The sequence below is a fragment of the Chelatococcus sp. CO-6 genome (assembly GCF_001271345.1).
In the GTDB taxonomy this organism is placed as follows: domain Bacteria; phylum Pseudomonadota; class Alphaproteobacteria; order Rhizobiales; family Beijerinckiaceae; genus Chelatococcus_A; species Chelatococcus_A caeni.
Genome location: NZ_CP012398.1, coordinates 1,402,700 through 1,417,585 on the forward strand (window position 1 = coordinate 1,402,700; position 14,886 = coordinate 1,417,585).

At 69.9% G+C, this 14,886-nt stretch carries 15 protein-coding genes; 12 read left to right on the forward strand and 3 right to left on the reverse strand.

Features of this window, described 5'->3' with window-relative positions:
• The first annotated feature begins 349 nt into the window (after positions 1-349).
• The 12 genes from AL346_RS06615 (at position 350) to AL346_RS06670 (ending at position 10,838) form a co-directional block, all read left to right on the forward strand.
• Positions 350-1,255, forward strand: coding sequence for a bifunctional helix-turn-helix domain-containing protein/methylated-DNA--[protein]-cysteine S-methyltransferase (locus AL346_RS06615; protein WP_019403860.1), 906 nt, complete (start codon positions 350-352; stop codon positions 1,253-1,255).
• Between the two features lie 293 nt (positions 1,256-1,548).
• Entirely contained in the window at positions 1,549-3,462 is a 1,914-nt protein-coding gene (gene dnaK, locus AL346_RS06620; RefSeq protein ID WP_019403859.1) for a molecular chaperone DnaK, read from the forward strand.
• A 139-nt stretch (positions 3,463-3,601) separates the two neighbouring features.
• On the forward strand, positions 3,602-4,771 hold the full coding sequence (dnaJ, locus tag AL346_RS06625) for a molecular chaperone DnaJ (RefSeq protein WP_019403858.1): 1,170 nt from the start codon (positions 3,602-3,604) through the stop codon (positions 4,769-4,771).
• Between the two features lie 75 nt (positions 4,772-4,846).
• Entirely contained in the window at positions 4,847-5,446 is a 600-nt protein-coding gene (locus AL346_RS06630; RefSeq protein WP_019403857.1) for a class I SAM-dependent methyltransferase, read from the forward strand.
• A gap of 1 nt (position 5,447) precedes the next feature.
• Entirely contained in the window at positions 5,448-6,041 is a 594-nt protein-coding gene (locus tag AL346_RS06635; protein ID WP_019403856.1) for a histidine phosphatase family protein, read from the forward strand.
• Between the two features lie 11 nt (positions 6,042-6,052).
• Positions 6,053-6,760 carry an orotidine-5'-phosphate decarboxylase gene (gene pyrF, locus AL346_RS06640; protein ID WP_019403855.1) on the forward strand — a complete coding sequence of 236 codons (708 nt, stop codon included), beginning with the start codon at positions 6,053-6,055 and terminating at the stop codon, positions 6,758-6,760.
• A gap of 11 nt (positions 6,761-6,771) precedes the next feature.
• Positions 6,772-7,083 (forward strand): DUF1330 domain-containing protein, encoded by a 312-nt coding sequence (locus AL346_RS06645; protein ID WP_019403854.1) that lies wholly within the window; start codon positions 6,772-6,774, stop codon positions 7,081-7,083.
• Positions 7,055-7,606, forward strand: coding sequence for a GNAT family N-acetyltransferase (locus tag AL346_RS06650; RefSeq protein ID WP_019403853.1), 552 nt, complete (start codon positions 7,055-7,057; stop codon positions 7,604-7,606). The genes AL346_RS06645 and AL346_RS06650 overlap by 29 nt, the downstream gene beginning before the upstream one ends.
• A 121-nt stretch (positions 7,607-7,727) precedes the next feature.
• Complete coding sequence (gene dapB, locus AL346_RS06655) at positions 7,728-8,534, forward strand: 4-hydroxy-tetrahydrodipicolinate reductase (protein WP_026015422.1); 807 nt, start codon at positions 7,728-7,730, stop codon at positions 8,532-8,534.
• Positions 8,535-8,558: 24 nt separating this feature from the next.
• Positions 8,559-9,179, forward strand: a complete 621-nt coding sequence (locus AL346_RS06660; protein WP_019403851.1) for a 2,3-bisphosphoglycerate-dependent phosphoglycerate mutase — start codon at positions 8,559-8,561, stop codon at positions 9,177-9,179.
• Positions 9,180-9,197: 18 nt separating this feature from the next.
• Entirely contained in the window at positions 9,198-9,818 is a 621-nt protein-coding gene (locus AL346_RS06665; protein WP_019403850.1) for an alpha-ketoglutarate-dependent dioxygenase AlkB, read from the forward strand.
• A 57-nt stretch (positions 9,819-9,875) separates the two neighbouring features.
• Positions 9,876-10,838: a hypothetical protein gene (locus AL346_RS06670; RefSeq protein WP_019403849.1), complete on the forward strand. Its 963-nt coding sequence runs from the start codon at positions 9,876-9,878 to the stop codon at positions 10,836-10,838.
• Positions 10,839-10,841: 3 nt separating this feature from the next.
• Here the strand turns inward: AL346_RS06670 and AL346_RS06675 are convergent, their stop codons facing one another.
• The 3 genes from AL346_RS06675 to AL346_RS06685 form a co-directional block, all read right to left on the reverse strand.
• Positions 10,842-11,213 carry a VOC family protein gene (locus tag AL346_RS06675; protein ID WP_019403848.1) on the reverse strand — a complete coding sequence of 124 codons (372 nt, stop codon included), beginning with the start codon at positions 11,211-11,213 and terminating at the stop codon, positions 10,842-10,844.
• Positions 11,214-11,335: 122 nt separating this feature from the next.
• Positions 11,336-11,947 (reverse strand): nucleotide exchange factor GrpE, encoded by a 612-nt coding sequence (gene grpE, locus AL346_RS06680; protein ID WP_019403847.1) that lies wholly within the window; start codon positions 11,945-11,947, stop codon positions 11,336-11,338.
• Between the two features lie 60 nt (positions 11,948-12,007).
• The gene (locus AL346_RS06685; RefSeq protein WP_019403846.1) at positions 12,008-14,812 is read right to left on the reverse strand and encodes a [protein-PII] uridylyltransferase; all 2,805 of its coding nucleotides are present in this window, start codon (positions 14,810-14,812) and stop codon (positions 12,008-12,010) included.
• Positions 14,813-14,886 lie beyond the last annotated feature (74 nt).

Consider the following 14,886-nt stretch of genomic DNA (forward strand, 5'->3'; position numbering starts at 1 on the left):
ATTGAGGAACGGAGTGGGGATCGGGTTTGCACCCGATCCCCGGTCCCTTAGCCTAGGAAGACCCGGAGAGAGACTTGCCAGCCCCTCCGGGTTTTCTTTATCGCCAGGAACAAGCCGAAGCCTGGAAAAATCCAGAACATGGCTTTCCTCCGTCAGGAGGCGAGGCTGTCGCCGCAGCCGGGGGAGCCCGTCTCCCCCGGTTGCATCGCTGGCCCGATGCTGCTGCTTTCGCCCCCGGCAGCGCGAGCTTAGCCAACGGAATTTTCCTTGCCCAGGGTTGCCAGAGCAGCTTTCGGGTGGCACGGGCCGGCGCGATGCCTATGCTTGCCGCCGGAGGATTTGCCGGACCATGCTGGACAGCGCGATCAAGACCCTGCCCGTCTTCGACGACCTGCTCGCCGCGGAGAGCGCGGCGACGGCCGCCGGCGACTATGAACGCGTGCGGCGCATCATCGCCTTCATCTCCGAGCGCTGGCGCAGCCAGCCCTCGCTCGACGACATGGCCGCCCATGCCGGCCTGACGACGACGCAGGTGCACCATCTCTTCCGGCGCTGGTGCGGCCTCTCGCCCAAGGCCTTCCTGCAGGCGATCACGCTCGACCACGCGCGGGCCCTGCTCGATGCCTCCGCAAGCGTGCTCGAAACGGCCTACGAAGTGGGCCTGTCAGGCCCCGGCCGCCTGCACGATCTCTTCGTCACCCACGAGGCGATGACGCCGGGCGCCTACAAGGCCGGCGGCGCGGGCCTCGTCATGTCCTACGGCTTCCACCCCTCGCCCTTCGGCGAGGCCATCCTCGTCGCCACGGACCGCGGCCTCGCCGGCCTCGGCTTCGTCGATGGGGGCGACCGCGGGGCCGCCCTCGCCGACATGCGCCGGCGCTGGCCCCGGGCACATTATGTGGAAGACGCGTCCGTGACCGGGCCGCTCGCCGCGCGCATCTTCGATCCCGCCATGTGGCGAGCCGACCGGCCGCTCAACGTGGTCCTCATCGGCACGGACTTCGAGGTGCGCGTGTGGCGCACCCTGCTCAAGGTGCCGCTGGGCTGCGCCACCACCTATTCGCAGGTTGCAGAGCACATCGGCAAGCCGAGCGCGGCTCGCGCCGTCGGCGCTGCCGTCGGCAAGAATCCCATCTCCTTCGTCGTGCCGTGCCACCGTGTGCTCGGCCGTTCGGGCGCCCTCACCGGCTATCACTGGGGCCTCACGCGCAAGCAGGCCATCCTCGGCTGGGAGGCCGGGCAGGCAGGCGGCTGAAGCCGCCTCCCCGTTCAGGGGCAAGCCGCGGGCAGGTGCGGTCGCAAGCCTTGCGAAGCGCCACCCCCGCATCCATCTCATGGCAGAAGACAACGCCGCCGGCGCATGTGACAGTCGCCTTGCCTGCCGCAGGGCCTGTCCTTATATACGCGCCCGACGTGCGGATTGTCGGTTAGGGGCGCAGCGCGACAGCCAAGGCCGCGATGTGCCTGAGTTTGGTTAGAGTCAAGCCATGGGCCGGATCGCTTCGGGATCCGGCACGGCGGTCTGCTTGAAAGTGAGGGATCACATCCATGGGTAAGGTTATCGGTATCGACCTCGGCACCACCAATTCCTGCGTCGCCGTGATGGAAGGCACGACGCCCAAGGTGATCGAGAACGCGGAAGGCGCCCGCACGACGCCCTCCATCGTCGCCTTCACCGACGACGGCGAGCGCCTCGTCGGCCAGCCGGCCAAGCGCCAGGCGGTGACGAACCCCGAACGCACCTTCTTCGCCATCAAGCGCCTCATCGGCCGCACCTTCGACGACCCGATGACGAAGAAGGACATGGGCCTCGTGCCCTACAAGATCGTCAAGGGCGGCAACGGCGACGCCTGGGTCGCCGCCGACGGCAAGGAATATTCGCCGTCGCAGATCTCCGCCTTCACGCTGCAGAAGATGAAGGAAACGGCGGAAGCCTATCTCGGCCAGAAGGTCGAGCAGGCCGTCATCACCGTCCCGGCCTATTTCAACGACGCCCAGCGCCAGGCCACCAAGGACGCCGGCAAGATCGCCGGCCTCGAGGTGCTGCGCATCATCAACGAGCCGACGGCGGCCGCGCTCGCTTACGGCCTCGACAAGAAATCGACCGGCACGATCGCGGTCTACGACCTCGGCGGCGGCACCTTCGACATCTCGATCCTCGAGATCGGCGACGGCGTCTTCGAGGTGAAGTCGACCAACGGCGACACCTTCCTCGGCGGTGAAGACTTCGACATGCGCCTCGTCGAGTATCTCGCCGACGAGTTCAAGAAGGAGCAGGGCATCGACCTGCGCAAGGACAAGCTCGCCCTGCAGCGCCTCAAGGAGGCCGCCGAGAAGGCGAAGATCGAGCTCTCCTCGGCGCAGCAGACCGAGATCAACCTGCCCTACATCACCGCCGACGCCTCCGGGCCGAAGCATCTTGCGCTGAAGCTGACCCGCGCCAAGTTCGAGGCGCTGGTCGACGACCTCATCCAGCGCACCATCGAGCCGTGCCGCAAGGCGCTGAAGGATGCGGGCCTGTCCGCCGGCGCCATCGACGAGGTCGTCCTCGTCGGCGGCATGACGCGCATGCCCAAGGTGCAGGAGGTCGTGAAGCAGTTCTTCGGCAAGGAGCCGCACAAGGGCGTCAACCCGGACGAGGTGGTCGCCATCGGTGCCGCCATCCAGGCCGGCGTGCTGCAGGGCGATGTCAAGGACGTGCTGCTCCTCGACGTGACGCCGCTGTCGCTCGGCATCGAGACGCTGGGCGGCGTGTTCACGCGCCTCATCGACCGCAACACGACCATCCCGACCAAGAAGAGCCAGGTCTTCTCCACCGCCGAGGACAACCAGACCGCGGTCACCATCCGCGTCTTCCAGGGCGAGCGCGAGATGGCGGCCGACAACAAGCTGCTCGGCCAGTTCGACCTCGTCGGCCTGCCGCCGGCCCCGCGCGGCGTGCCCCAGGTGGAGGTGACCTTCGACATCGACGCCAACGGCATCGTCAACGTCTCGGCCAAGGACAAGGCGACCGGCAAGGAGCAGGCCATCCGCATCCAGGCCTCGGGCGGCCTGTCGGAGGCCGACATCGACAAGATGGTCAAGGACGCCGAGGCCCACGCCGCCGAGGACAAGAAGCGGCGCGAGCTGGTCGAGGCGAAGAACCAGGGCGAGAGCCTCATCCACGCCACCGAGAAGTCGCTCAAGGAGCATGGCGACAAGGTGGGGGCGGCCGAGAAGGGCGCCATCGAGGATGCGATCGCCGCGCTGAAGACCGCGCTCGAGGGCGAGGACGTCGCCGGCATCCAGGCCAAGACCAACGACCTGATGCAGGCCTCCATGAAGCTCGGCGAGGCCATCTACCAGGCCTCGCAGGCGGGCGAGGCCGGCGCCGAATCGGCTGAAGGCCAGGGTGAGGCGAAGGACGACGTGATCGACGCCGACTTCCAGGAAGTCGACGACGACAAGAAGAAGAGCGCGTAACCCACGCGCGACGGGACCCGGCGCTTGCGCCGGGTCCCGTCGTCATTGCATGTTGAATTCATCTCCCGCGCGCCGGCATGGCGCCGCGCCGGGAAGGCCCAAGGGATCGGCCCGGTTCGATCTTCGAGGACGAGGTCGCATGGCCAAGGCGGATTATTACGAAATACTCGGCGTTGAGCGCAGCGCTTCCGACGGCGAGCTCAAGAGCGCCTTTCGCAAGCTCGCCATGCGCTACCACCCCGACCGCAATCCCGGCGACCATGCCGCCGAGGCGCGCTTCAAGGAAATCAACGAGGCCTACGAGGCGCTGAAGGACCCGCAGAAGCGCGCGGCCTACGACCGCTTCGGCCATGCCGCTTTCGAGCAGGGCGGCGGCATGAACGGCGCCCACGGCTTCGGCGCCGACTTCGCCTCCTCCATGGCGGACATCTTCGACGACCTGTTCGGCGATTTCATGGGTCGCGCCGGCGCCCGTGGCCGCGGCAATGGCGGCGGTGGCCGCGAGCGCGGCGCCGACATGCGCTACAACCTCGAGATCACCCTCGAGGATGCCTACAAGGGCAAGACCGCGACCCTCACGCTGCCGACCTCGATCGTCTGCGAGGCCTGCGACGGCTCGGGCGCCAAGCCCGGCTCGCAGCCGCGGCAATGCCCGACCTGCGGCGGCTACGGCCGCGTACGCGCCTCCCAGGGCTTCTTCGCCATCGAGCGCACCTGCCCGGCCTGCCACGGCCGCGGCGAGGTCATCGACGACCCGTGCGCCGACTGTTCGGGCGCCGGACGCGTCACGCGCGAGCGCACGCTCTCCGTCAACATCCCGCCCGGCGTCGAGGACGGCACACGCATCCGCCTCGCTGGCGAAGGCGAGGCGGGCCTGCGCGGCGGACCGAGCGGCGACCTCTACATCTTCCTGTCGCTGAAGCCGCATCCCATCTACCAGCGCGACGGGGCGGACCTGTTCTGCCGCGTGCCGATCTCGATGGTCACCGCCGCGCTCGGCGGGGAATTCGACGTGCCGACGGTCGACGGCGGCGAAGCCCGCGTGAAGGTGCCCGAGGGCACCCAGACCGGCAAGCAGTTCCGCCTCAGGGGCAAGGGCATGCCGGTGCTGCGCTCGCGCGATTTCGGCGATCTCTACATCCAGGTGGTGGTCGAGACGCCGCAGAAGCTCACCAAGCGCCAGCGCGAGCTGCTCATGGAGTTCGAGGAAGAATCCTCGCGTGAGACGCACCCGGAAAGCACCGGCTTCTTCTCGCGCGTCAAGGACTTCTTCGAAGGCTTCGGCGGCGGCGTCAGCGGCAATGCCTGACCGGCAAGGGGCTTGACCGCGCCGGCTGGCTGTTTCAGCTATTGTTCGTCCCGAAAGACCGGAAAGTGTGGATCCGTGATTGAGCTGCGCCGCCGCGAGGAAAAGCCCCCGCTCGAAGACGAAGCCCGCTTCCTCAAGTCCTGGGTCGAGCGCCCGCTCGTCACGGGTGCGGTGAGCCCCTCCGGGCGGATGCTTGCCCGCACCATGGCAAGCTATGTCGACCCGCATCTCGACGGCCCGGTCATCGAGCTCGGCCCGGGCACGGGGCCTGTCACCGAGGCGATCATCCGCCGCGGCGTGGCGCCCGAGCGCCTCATCCTCGTCGAGTTCAATCCCGATTTCTGCAAGCTGCTCAGACGCCGCTTCCCGGCGGCCACCGTCGTCGAGGGCGACGCTTACGGCCTGGCGGAGACCCTCGGCGGTAGCGCCGCCCGTCCCGCCGCCGCCGTTGTCTCAAGCCTGCCGCTGTTCACGAAGCCGCTGCCCATGCGGCTCGCGCTGCTGAACGACGCCTTCGACCTGATGCGGAGCGGGGCGCCCTTCGTCCAGTTCACCTACGCGGTCGTGCCGCCCATCCCGAAGGACGCGGCGCATTATTCGGCGACCGCCTCCAACCGCGTGTGGTGGAACCTGCCGCCGGCACGCGTATGGGTCTATCGCGCCCGCCGGGCGTAGCGTGTCGACCGCCTTCTACGTGACCCATCCTCAGGTCGCGATCGACCCCGCCGTTCCCGTGCCGGACTGGGGCCTTTCCGACCGCGGCCGTGCGCGCACGCGCGAGGCCGCCGGCCTTGCCTGGACGCGCCGCATCGGCCGCATCGTCTCCTCCACCGAGCGCAAGGCCGTCGAGACGGCGACGATCCTTGCCGAGCACCTCGGCCTTGCCGTCGAGGTGCGCGAGGCCATGCACGAGAACGACCGCTCGGCCACCGGCTTCCTGCCGCCGCCGGAGTTCGAGGCGACGGCCGATCTCTTCTTCGCTCATCCGGACGAGAGCATCCGCGGCTGGGAACGGGCCCGCGACGCCCAGCGGCGCATCGTCGCCGCCGTCGAAGGCGCGCTCAAGGGCGAGGACGGCAGCCGCGATGTCTGCTTCGTCGGCCATGGCGGCGTCGGCACGCTGCTCTACTGCCACCTCGCGGGCGAGGCGATCGCACGGCGCTTCGACCAGGCGCCGGGCGGCGGCAACCGCTTCGCCTTCCCGATATTCGCCTTCGACAGCGGGCCGCGGAAGGTGCTACACGGCTGGCGCCCCTTCGACCAGCCGTAAAGGATACGTCCATGCAGACGAACGCTCGCGATCGCCTGATCACCGCGCTCGACGTGCCGAGCGCCGACGAGGCCCTGGCGCTCGTCGACAGGCTCGGCGATGCCGTCAGCTTCTACAAGATCGGCATGGAGCTCGTTTACGGTGGGGGCGGCCTCGCCGTCGCCGAGCGGCTCGTGAAGGCGGGCAAGAAGGTCTTCCTCGACCTCAAGCTGCACGACATCCCCAACACGGTCGAGCGTGCGACGGCCCAGGTGGCACGGCTCGGCGTGCATCTCCTCACCGTCCACGGCTATCCGCAGACGATGCGCGCCGCCCATGCCGGGCGTGCCGGCACGGGTCTGAAGCTCCTCGCCGTGACCGTGATGACCTCCTACGACGACGACGATCTCATCGCCGCCGGCTATGCTGAGGGCGTCGGGCCGACCGTGCGCCGCCGCGCCGATCAGGCGAAGGACATCGGCATTGACGGCCTCATCATCTCGCCGCACGAGGCGGCCGCCCTGCGTGCCGCCCTCGGCCCGTCCATGCTGCTCGTCACGCCGGGCGTGCGCCCGGCCGGCAGCGCCGTCGGCGACCAGAAGCGCGTGATGACGCCGGGCGAGGCGATCCGCGCCGGGGCCGACCACCTCGTCGTCGGCCGGCCGGTGACGGCCGCGAGCGATCCACGCGCAGCGGCCGAGGCGATCGTCGCCGACATTTCCGCAAACCTGACCGCCTGAGGGAGGAGAGAATGGCAAAAGCCTATTGGATCGGCCGCGTCGACGTCGAGGACCCGGAGGCCTACAAGGCCTATGTCGCCGCCAACGGCGACGCCTTCCGCAAGTACGGGGCCCGCTTCCTCGTGCGCGGCGGCGCCTTCGAGGCAGTGGAAGGCGGCGCGCGCCAGCGCAATGTCGTCATCGAGTTCCCGGACCGGGAGGCCGCCGTCGCCTGCTGGCACTCGCCCGAGTACAAGGCCGCCAAGGCCAAGCGCGATGGCCATGCCATCGCCGACATCATCATCATCGAGGGCTATGACGGACCGCAGCCGTCCGACGGGTGAGCCCGGCGCGCCCGCCCCTTACCGCATAAGGCCGACGCAGGCGGCGGACCTCGCCCGCCTGCCGGACGTCGAGCGCTCGGCCGGCGAACGCTTCCGGGCGAGCGATCTTGCCTGGGTCGCCGACGAGCCGCCCGCTCCGGTCGAAAGCCATGCGCGCCACCTCGGCTGGCACTGGGTCGCGGCCGGCGCGGACGACGTGCCCGTCGCCTTCCTCTTCGCCCGGTCGTGCGGCGGCATGGTCCATATCGGCGAGATCTCGGTTGCCCTGCCGCACCAGGGGCGCGGCCTCGGCCGCGCGCTCATCGCCGCCGTCTGCGCCGAGGCGCGCCGGCAGGGTTTTGCCCGGGTCACACTGACCACCTATCGCGACATTGCCTGGAACGGGCGCTATTACGCCTCGCTCGGCTTTCGCGAGATGGCGCCGGAGGAGCAGCCGCCCTTCCTGCGCGAGCAATTGGCCGAGGAGGCGCGGCACGGCCATGATCCCGCCCGCCGCGCCGCCATGGTGCTGGCGCTCGCCTGATCGCCGTGCAGGCGCGGTCTTTGCAGGCGCGGTCTTGGCGCAAGCCCCCCGCGCCGCTATACCACCGGCCACGGCCGGGCGCAGCGGCGCCGGCCAGCGCGGGAGAGACACCATGGCGGACATGCGACTCGTCGTCGTCGGAGCAGCCGGACGCATGGGGCGCATGCTCGTCAAAACCGTGCACGAGACACCCGGCACAACGCTTGCCGCCGCCGTCGAGCGCGAGGGCTCGCCCTTCCTCGGCAAGGACGCGGGCGATCTCGCCGGCACCGGCAGCCTCGGCATCCCGGTGACGAGCGACGTCGCGTCCGCCTTCGCCGAGGCCGACGGCGTCATCGACTTCACCGCCCCCGCCGCGACGGTCACCTTCGCTCGCGCCGCGGCCGGGGCCGGCATTGTCCATGTCGTCGGCACGACCGGCCTGGCCGATGCTGACCTTGCCGTGCTTGCCGAGGCGGGACGCACGACGCGGATCGTCCAGTCCGGCAACATGAGCCTCGGCGTCAACCTGCTGACGGCGCTGGTGCGCCGCGTCGCGGCGACGCTCGGGCCGGAATTCGACATCGAGGTGCTGGAGATGCACCACCGCATGAAGGTGGACGCCCCCTCCGGCACGGCCCTCATGCTCGGCGAGGCCGCCGCGGAGGGCCGCGCGGTCGGCCTGCGCGAGCATGCCGTGCGGGTGCGCGACGGCCACACCGGCGCGCGCCGGGCCGGCGACATCGGCTTCGCCACCCTGCGGGGCGGCTCCGTCATCGGCGAGCACACCGTGGTCTTCGCCGGCGACGGCGAGCGCATCGAGCTCACCCACAAGGCCGACGACCGGGCGCTCTTCGCCCGCGGCGCGATGCGCGCAGCGCTGTGGGCGCGCGAGCGCCCGCCCGGCCTCTACACCATGACCGACGTGCTCGGCATCGCCGCGCTGTAAGCCCAACCCGATCCGGAGATCCCCATGGAGCGCCTTCTCGTCCTCGTCCGCCACGGCCAGAGCGACTGGAACCTGAAAAACCTCTTCACCGGCTGGAAGGACCCGGGCCTCACCGAGCAGGGCGTGGCCGAGGCGAAGGCCGCCGGCAAGCTCCTCAAGGCGCTCGGCCTTACCTTCGACATCGCCTTCACCTCGGACCTGAGCCGCGCGCAGCACACCTGCGACCTCATCCTGAAGGAACTCGGCCAGGAAAGCCTCGAGACCATCCGCGACCAGGCGCTCAACGAGCGCGACTACGGCGAGCTGTCGGGCCTCAACAAGGACGATGCGCGCAAGCGCTGGGGCGAGGAGCAGGTGCACGTCTGGCGCCGCTCCTACGACGTGCCGCCGCCCGGCGGCGAGAGCCTGAAGGACACGGCCGCCCGCGTGCTGCCCTATTACATCGGCGAGATCCTGCCGCGCGTGATGCGCGGCGAGAAGGTGCTCGTCGCCGCCCACGGCAACAGCCTGCGCGCCCTCGTGATGGTGCTCGACCGGCTGACGCCCGAGACGATCCCGACGATGGAGCTCGCCACGGGCGAGCCGCTCGTCTATCGCCTCAAGGCGGACACGACGGTGGAATCGAAGGACGTGCTCAAGGGCTGAGGCCCGGCCGCGAGAGCGATGACACAGCCGCTGGAACTGAGGCCGGGCGTCCTGCACTGGCCCGGCTATCTCGACCGTCCGGCGCAGGAGGCGCTGGCCGCCGCCCTGCGTGAGATGGCGCGCGAGGCGCCGTTCTACACCCCGCGCATGCCGCGCACCGGCAAGCCCTTCTCGGTGCGCATGACGAATTGCGGCCCGCTCGGCTGGGTCTCGGACGAGACCGGCTACCGCTACCAGCCGACCCACCCCGAGACCGGCCGGCCGTGGCCTCGGATCCCCGCCGCCCTCATGGAGGCCTGGCAGGCGCTCGCCGGCTATCCGCATCCGCCGGAGGCGTGCCTCGTCAACTTCTACGGCCCCGGCACGCGCATGGGCCTGCACCAGGACAGGGACGAGGAGGATTTCGACGCGCCCGTCCTCTCCTTGTCGCTCGGCGACACCGCCCTGTTCCGCATCGGCGGCACCGGCCGGCGCGATCCCACGGTCTCGCTGCGCCTCGCCTCGGGCGACGCCTTGCTCTTCGGCGGGCCGGCGCGGCTCGCCTTTCACGGCATCGACAGGATCATTCCGGGCACTTCGACCTTGCTCCGCGAGCCGGGCCGGATCAATCTGACCCTGCGCCGCGTCACGCGGCCCTGACGAACCATCATCGGACGGCGGCACCGCCACGCTGCCCCCCGCAAGGAGAACGAGCGTATGGCATCCCTGCTGCCGCGTCTTGTCATGATGGCCCTGGTGGTGGTCGCGGGCCTGAGCGCCGTGCCAGCCGTGCGCGCCGCCGAGCCGCCCTTCCTTCCGGGCCTCAGCATCGGCCTCGAGCCGCCCCCGTCCATGACGCCCGCCGGCCAGTTCTCTGGCTATGTCGACGAGAGCGCGGGCGCCAGCATCATCATCGTCGAGATGCCGGCCGAGGCCTATGCCGACATCGAGAAGGGCTTCAATGCCGAGGCGCTCAAGGGCCAGGGCGTCACGGTGCGCAAGCGCGCGCCCTTCGCGCTCGGCAAGGACGTCAAGGCCTTCCTCGTCGAGGGCACGCAGAAGCAGGGCGCCGCCGTATTCGACAAGTGGATCCTGGTGGCGACCAACGGCAAGACCACCGCCCTCGTGACGGTGCAGGCACCGGCCACGACCGCCGGCTACGACAGCGCGACGGTCGAGAAGAGCCTGAAGACGATCGCCTTCCGCGCGCCCCCGGGCGTCGACGAGCAGCTCGCCTCCCTGCCCTTCCGCATGGGCGAACTCGCCGGCTTCCGCATCGTGCGCGTCGCCACCGGCAACAGCGTGCTGATGACGCAGGGCCCCAAGGACGTGGTGCGCGAGGCCGAGCAGCCGCTCATCATCGTCTCCTCGGGCGAAGCGGCCATTCCCGGCACGCTGGAGCAGGACCGTTTCGCCAAGCAGGCCTTCTCCACGCTGCCCGGCATCGCCAATCTCGCCATCCAGCGCATCGAGGGTAAGGACGAGAACGGCGTGCCGATGCACGAGATCGTCGCCACCGCCGACGACGTGCGCACCAAGCAGCGCCTGTTCCTGATGCAGATCGTCCGGTTCGAGCGCTCCAACTACCTCCGCCTCGTCGTCATGGCGCGCGAGAACCAGCGCGGCGACCTCGAGCGGCGCGCCCGCACCATCGCCGCCGGTCTGTCGGTCGGCTCGTAAGGCTCAGCCGACAGGCGTCATCCAGCCGATCGGCGCCCCCTGCGGATCGCGCACGATGGCGACGCGCCCGACATTGGGGACGTCGACCGCCGCGCGCACGATGCTGCCGCCGAGGGCGAGGGCCCGTGCGATCGCGGCATCGACGTCGGCCACGCTGATGAAGGAGAACCAGTAGGGCTCGCGGGCTTCCGGCAGGGCGCCGCAGGCAAGGCCCGTCACGCCGCCGGCGAAGGTCTCGCCGACCTTGGCGACGAAATAATCGCCGTCAGGAATGGCGAAGGGCTCGAAGCTCCAGCCGAGCGTCTCGGCATAGAAGGCCTTGGCCGCCTCGACGTCGTCCGTGGCCAGCTCGTTCCATACGAAGGTGCCGTGCATCGTCTCCTCCCGCTCGCGCCGCAGCGTCCCGCAAGGGGCGAGCAGACTAGCCCCCGCCGTCGGAGGCGGCCAGACCGGTGGAAGAAGCGGCGCCCGCTGGGCCGGGCGCCGGATGTCGCGATTTACTGGAGCTTCGTCTCGCCGGCGCCGTTGTCGCCGTTGCCGGGCTTCGGGCCGCCCTTGGAGACGCCCACGAGAGCAGGCCGCAGCACGCGCTCGCCGATGACGAAGCCGGCCTGCACCACTTGGACCACGGTGCCGTTCGGCACGCTCGGGTCCGGCACCTCGAACATCGCCTGATGCAGGTTGGGATCGAAGCGCTCGCCCTGAGGGGAGAGCTTCCGCACGCCGTGCCGCTCGAGCGTCTTGAGGAGGTCGCGCTCGGTCAGCTCCACGCCTTCCACGAAGGGCTTGGCGGCTTCGCTGCCGCGCACCTCCGGCGGCACGCTCTCGAGCGCGCGCTGGATGTTGTCGGCGACCGTCAGCATGTCGCGGGCGAAGCTGGTCATGCCATAGGCGCGCGCGTCCGCCACCTCGCGCTCGGTACGCCGGCGCAGGTTCTCCATCTCGGCGAGGGTGCGCAGCAGCTTGTCCTTGAGGTCGTCGCGCTCGCTGACGAGGGCCTCGAGCGCCTCGCTCGCGGCCTGCTCCGCCTCCGGCGCCGCATTCTCAGGAGCATCGGCCGCGGCAAGGGTCTCGTCGACCGGCTCGGGTCGGGTCGGCTTCTGGGTCATGCTGTTCCGTTGCTGGCTTGAACGATATTGAGGCCGATATCAGCCCTCGTGGCGGAAAAATCAAGGACTTGCCTTCGCGCGCGCCGCTTCGCCGCGCCCGGGCGGATGGCCGTCCTCCTCCTTGCGCAGCGCCTCCATCAGTGCGCGCCTGATGGCCGCCTGGCGGCTGCCGCTGACGATCTTGGCCCCGGTGAGATCCGTCACGTAGAACACGTCCACCGCCTTCTCGCCGAAGGTGGCGATATGGGCGGAGCCGATGTTCAGGTTGAGCTTGCCGAGCGCCGTCGTGAGGTCGTAGAGCAGCCCCGGCCGGTCGAGGCACGAGACCTCGATGACCGTGTGGCGCTGCGACAGCTTGTTGTCGAGCGCCACCTCCGGCGGCACGTGGAAGGCGCGCATGCGCTCGCGCGCCGACGAGGGCCGCTTCGAATCGACGAGATCGGCGATGCGCACCTCGCTCTTCAGCGCCCGCTCGATGGCGCGGGCGATGCGCTCGCCCCGGCGCAGTTCGTCCTCGTCCTCGACGAAGGCGCGCGAGACGAAGATGGTGTCGAGCGCCAGCCCGTCGGTGGTCGTGAAGATCTGCGCATCGACGATGTTGCCGCCGGCCGAGGCGCAGGCGCCGGTGACGATGGCGAGAAGGCGCGGATGGTCCGGGGCGAGCACGGTCAGTTCCGTCACGCCGCGGAAGCCGTCCGTCTCCACCGCCGTCGCCGTCGTGTCGCCGCGCGCTTCGGCTGCCGCGAGGAAGCGGGCGTGCTTCATGCGGCGCGGCAGCTCCACCTTGAGCCAGTAGGCGGGATAGTGCCGTCCGGCATAGGCCTCGAAGGCCGCGTCCGTCCAGTCCGGCAGGGCCTCGCGCAGGGCGGCCTGGGCGCGCCGGACGCGCTCCGCCTGCCCCACGCCCGAGTGGCCGCCGGACAGCACGAGCTCCGTCTCGTAATAGAGCGTGCGCAGCAGCTCGCCCTTCCACCCGTTCCACACCCCCGGCCCCACCGCCTTGATGTCGCAGACGGTAAGGATGAGGAGCAGCTTGAGCCGTTCCATCGTCTGCACGAGGGCGGCGAAATCGGCGATGGTGCGCGGGTCGGCGAGGTCGCGGCTCTGGGCGACCGTGGACATGACAAGATGGTTCTCGACGAGCCAGGCGAGGGTGTCGATCTCGCCCTCGTCGAGGCCGAAGCGCTTGCCGAGCCGGCGGGCGACGCGCGCCCCGGCGATGGAATGGTCCTCGTCCCGCCCCTTGGCGATGTCGTGCAGGAAGAGCGCCACATAGAGCACGCGCCGGTGCCGGATGCCGCCGATGATGCTGTTGGCGAGCGGATGCTCCGCCTCGAGCCGCCCGGCCTCGATCTCGGCGAGGACGCCGACGGAGCGCAGCAGGTGCTCGTCCACCGTGTAGTGGTGGTACATGTTGAACTGCATCATCGCGACGATGCGGCCGAAATCCGGCACGAAGCGGCCGAGCACGCCGACCTCGTTCATGCGCCTCAGCACGACCTCCGGGGCGTTGCGCGAGGTCAGGATGTCGAGGAAGAGACGGTTCGCCTCCTGGTCCTCGCGCACCGCCCGGTCGATGAGCTTGAGCGAGCGGGTGGCGAGGCGGCTCGCGTCGGGGTGGATGGCGCGGTTGTGCCGGTCGGCCAGCCAGAACAGGCGGATGAGGTTGACCGGATCGCGCAGGAACACCTCCTCGTCGACCACGGTGATGCGGTTGTTCTCGATGGCGAAGCCCGCCACCTCGAGGGCGCTGCGCCGGGATCCGCGCAGGCGGCGCACGAAGCGGTCGAGCATGGCGCGCGGCTTCTCCTGCCGCGCCTCGAGGGCCGCGCAGACGATCGCCGTCAGGTCGCCCACGTCCTTGGCGACGAGGAAATAGCGCTTCATGAAGCGCTCGACCGCCGAGAGCCCGCCGTGGGCGCCGTAGCCGATGCGCGCGGCGATGAGGCGCTGCAGGTCGAAGGACAGGCGCTCCTCCGCCCGGCCGGTGGCGAAATGCATGTGGCAGCGCACCCGCCAGAGGAATTCCTCGCAGCGGTGGAACAGCTTGTATTCGGCCTGGGTGAACAGCCCCGCCTTGACCAGCTGGCGCTGGTCGCGCACGCGATAGACGTATTTGGCGATCCAGAACAAGGTGTTGAGGTCGCGCAGGCCCCCCTTGCCCTCCTTGACGTTGGGCTCAACGAGATAACGCGAGGCGCCGCGCTGGGAGATGCGCGCGTCGCGCTCGGCGAGCTTGGCCTCGACGAAGGCCTGGGCCGTGCCCTCGACGATCTCGGCGTCGAACCGCGTGAGGAAGTCCTCGTAGAGCGCCTTCTCGCCGGTGAGGTAGCGCGTCTCGAGCAGCGCGGTGCGGATCGTCATGTCCGCCCGCGCCTCGCGCAGGCAATCGTCCACCGAGCGCGTGGCGTGGCCCACCTTCAGCTTGAGGTCCCACAGGATGTAGAGCATCGCCTCGACGACGCTCTCGCTCCAGGCGGTCTGCTTGTAGGGCAGGAGGAAGAGGAGATCGACGTCCGAGCCCGGCGCCATCGTGCCGCGGCCGTAGCCGCCGGTGGCGACGACGGCGAGGCGCTCGCCGGTCGAGGGATTGTCCACCCGGTAGAAATGGCGCACCACGACGCCGTAGACGGCCCGCACGACGCCGTCCATGAGCGCGCAGAGCCGGCGGGCGCAGGCGAGCCCGTCCTGCTCGGCGAGGAGCTTCTCCTCCACCGCCGCCCGTCCCTTGACGAGCCCGGCCGAAAGGCAGGCGATGAGCTCGCGCCGCAGCTCATCGCGGTCACGGCCGTGGCGCGCCTCCAGCGCCGCGACCTCGGCCGCGATGTCGTCCGGCCCGTAGATCGGCCCCGTTCTGCGATCCATGCCCAATGGCTCCCCGCATCGTCGCCCGCGCACATAGCACAGGCCGCGCCAAAGGGCATGGCCTGCGAGCCGCC

Excerpts from the sequence above, each read along its gene's own strand:
- AL346_RS06615 (WP_019403860.1), top strand. The coding sequence starts at position 350 with ATGCTGGACAGCGCGATCAAGACCCTGCCCGTCTTCGACGACCTGCTC.
- dnaK (WP_019403859.1), top strand. The coding sequence starts at position 1,549 with ATGGGTAAGGTTATCGGTATCGACCTCGGCACCACCAATTCCTGCGTC.
- dnaJ (WP_019403858.1), top strand. The coding sequence starts at position 3,602 with ATGGCCAAGGCGGATTATTACGAAATACTCGGCGTTGAGCGCAGCGCT.
- pyrF (WP_019403855.1), top strand. The coding sequence starts at position 6,053 with ATGCAGACGAACGCTCGCGATCGCCTGATCACCGCGCTCGACGTGCCG.
- AL346_RS06645 (WP_019403854.1), top strand. The coding sequence starts at position 6,772 with ATGGCAAAAGCCTATTGGATCGGCCGCGTCGACGTCGAGGACCCGGAG.
- AL346_RS06650 (WP_019403853.1), top strand. The coding sequence starts at position 7,055 with ATGACGGACCGCAGCCGTCCGACGGGTGAGCCCGGCGCGCCCGCCCCT.
- dapB (WP_026015422.1), top strand. The coding sequence starts at position 7,728 with ATGCGACTCGTCGTCGTCGGAGCAGCCGGACGCATGGGGCGCATGCTC.
- AL346_RS06660 (WP_019403851.1), top strand. The coding sequence starts at position 8,559 with ATGGAGCGCCTTCTCGTCCTCGTCCGCCACGGCCAGAGCGACTGGAAC.
- AL346_RS06665 (WP_019403850.1), top strand. The coding sequence starts at position 9,198 with ATGACACAGCCGCTGGAACTGAGGCCGGGCGTCCTGCACTGGCCCGGC.
- AL346_RS06670 (WP_019403849.1), top strand. The coding sequence starts at position 9,876 with ATGGCATCCCTGCTGCCGCGTCTTGTCATGATGGCCCTGGTGGTGGTC.
- AL346_RS06675 (WP_019403848.1), bottom strand. The coding sequence starts at position 11,213 with ATGCACGGCACCTTCGTATGGAACGAGCTGGCCACGGACGACGTCGAG.
- grpE (WP_019403847.1), bottom strand. The coding sequence starts at position 11,947 with ATGACCCAGAAGCCGACCCGACCCGAGCCGGTCGACGAGACCCTTGCC.
- AL346_RS06685 (WP_019403846.1), bottom strand. The coding sequence starts at position 14,812 with ATGGATCGCAGAACGGGGCCGATCTACGGGCCGGACGACATCGCGGCC.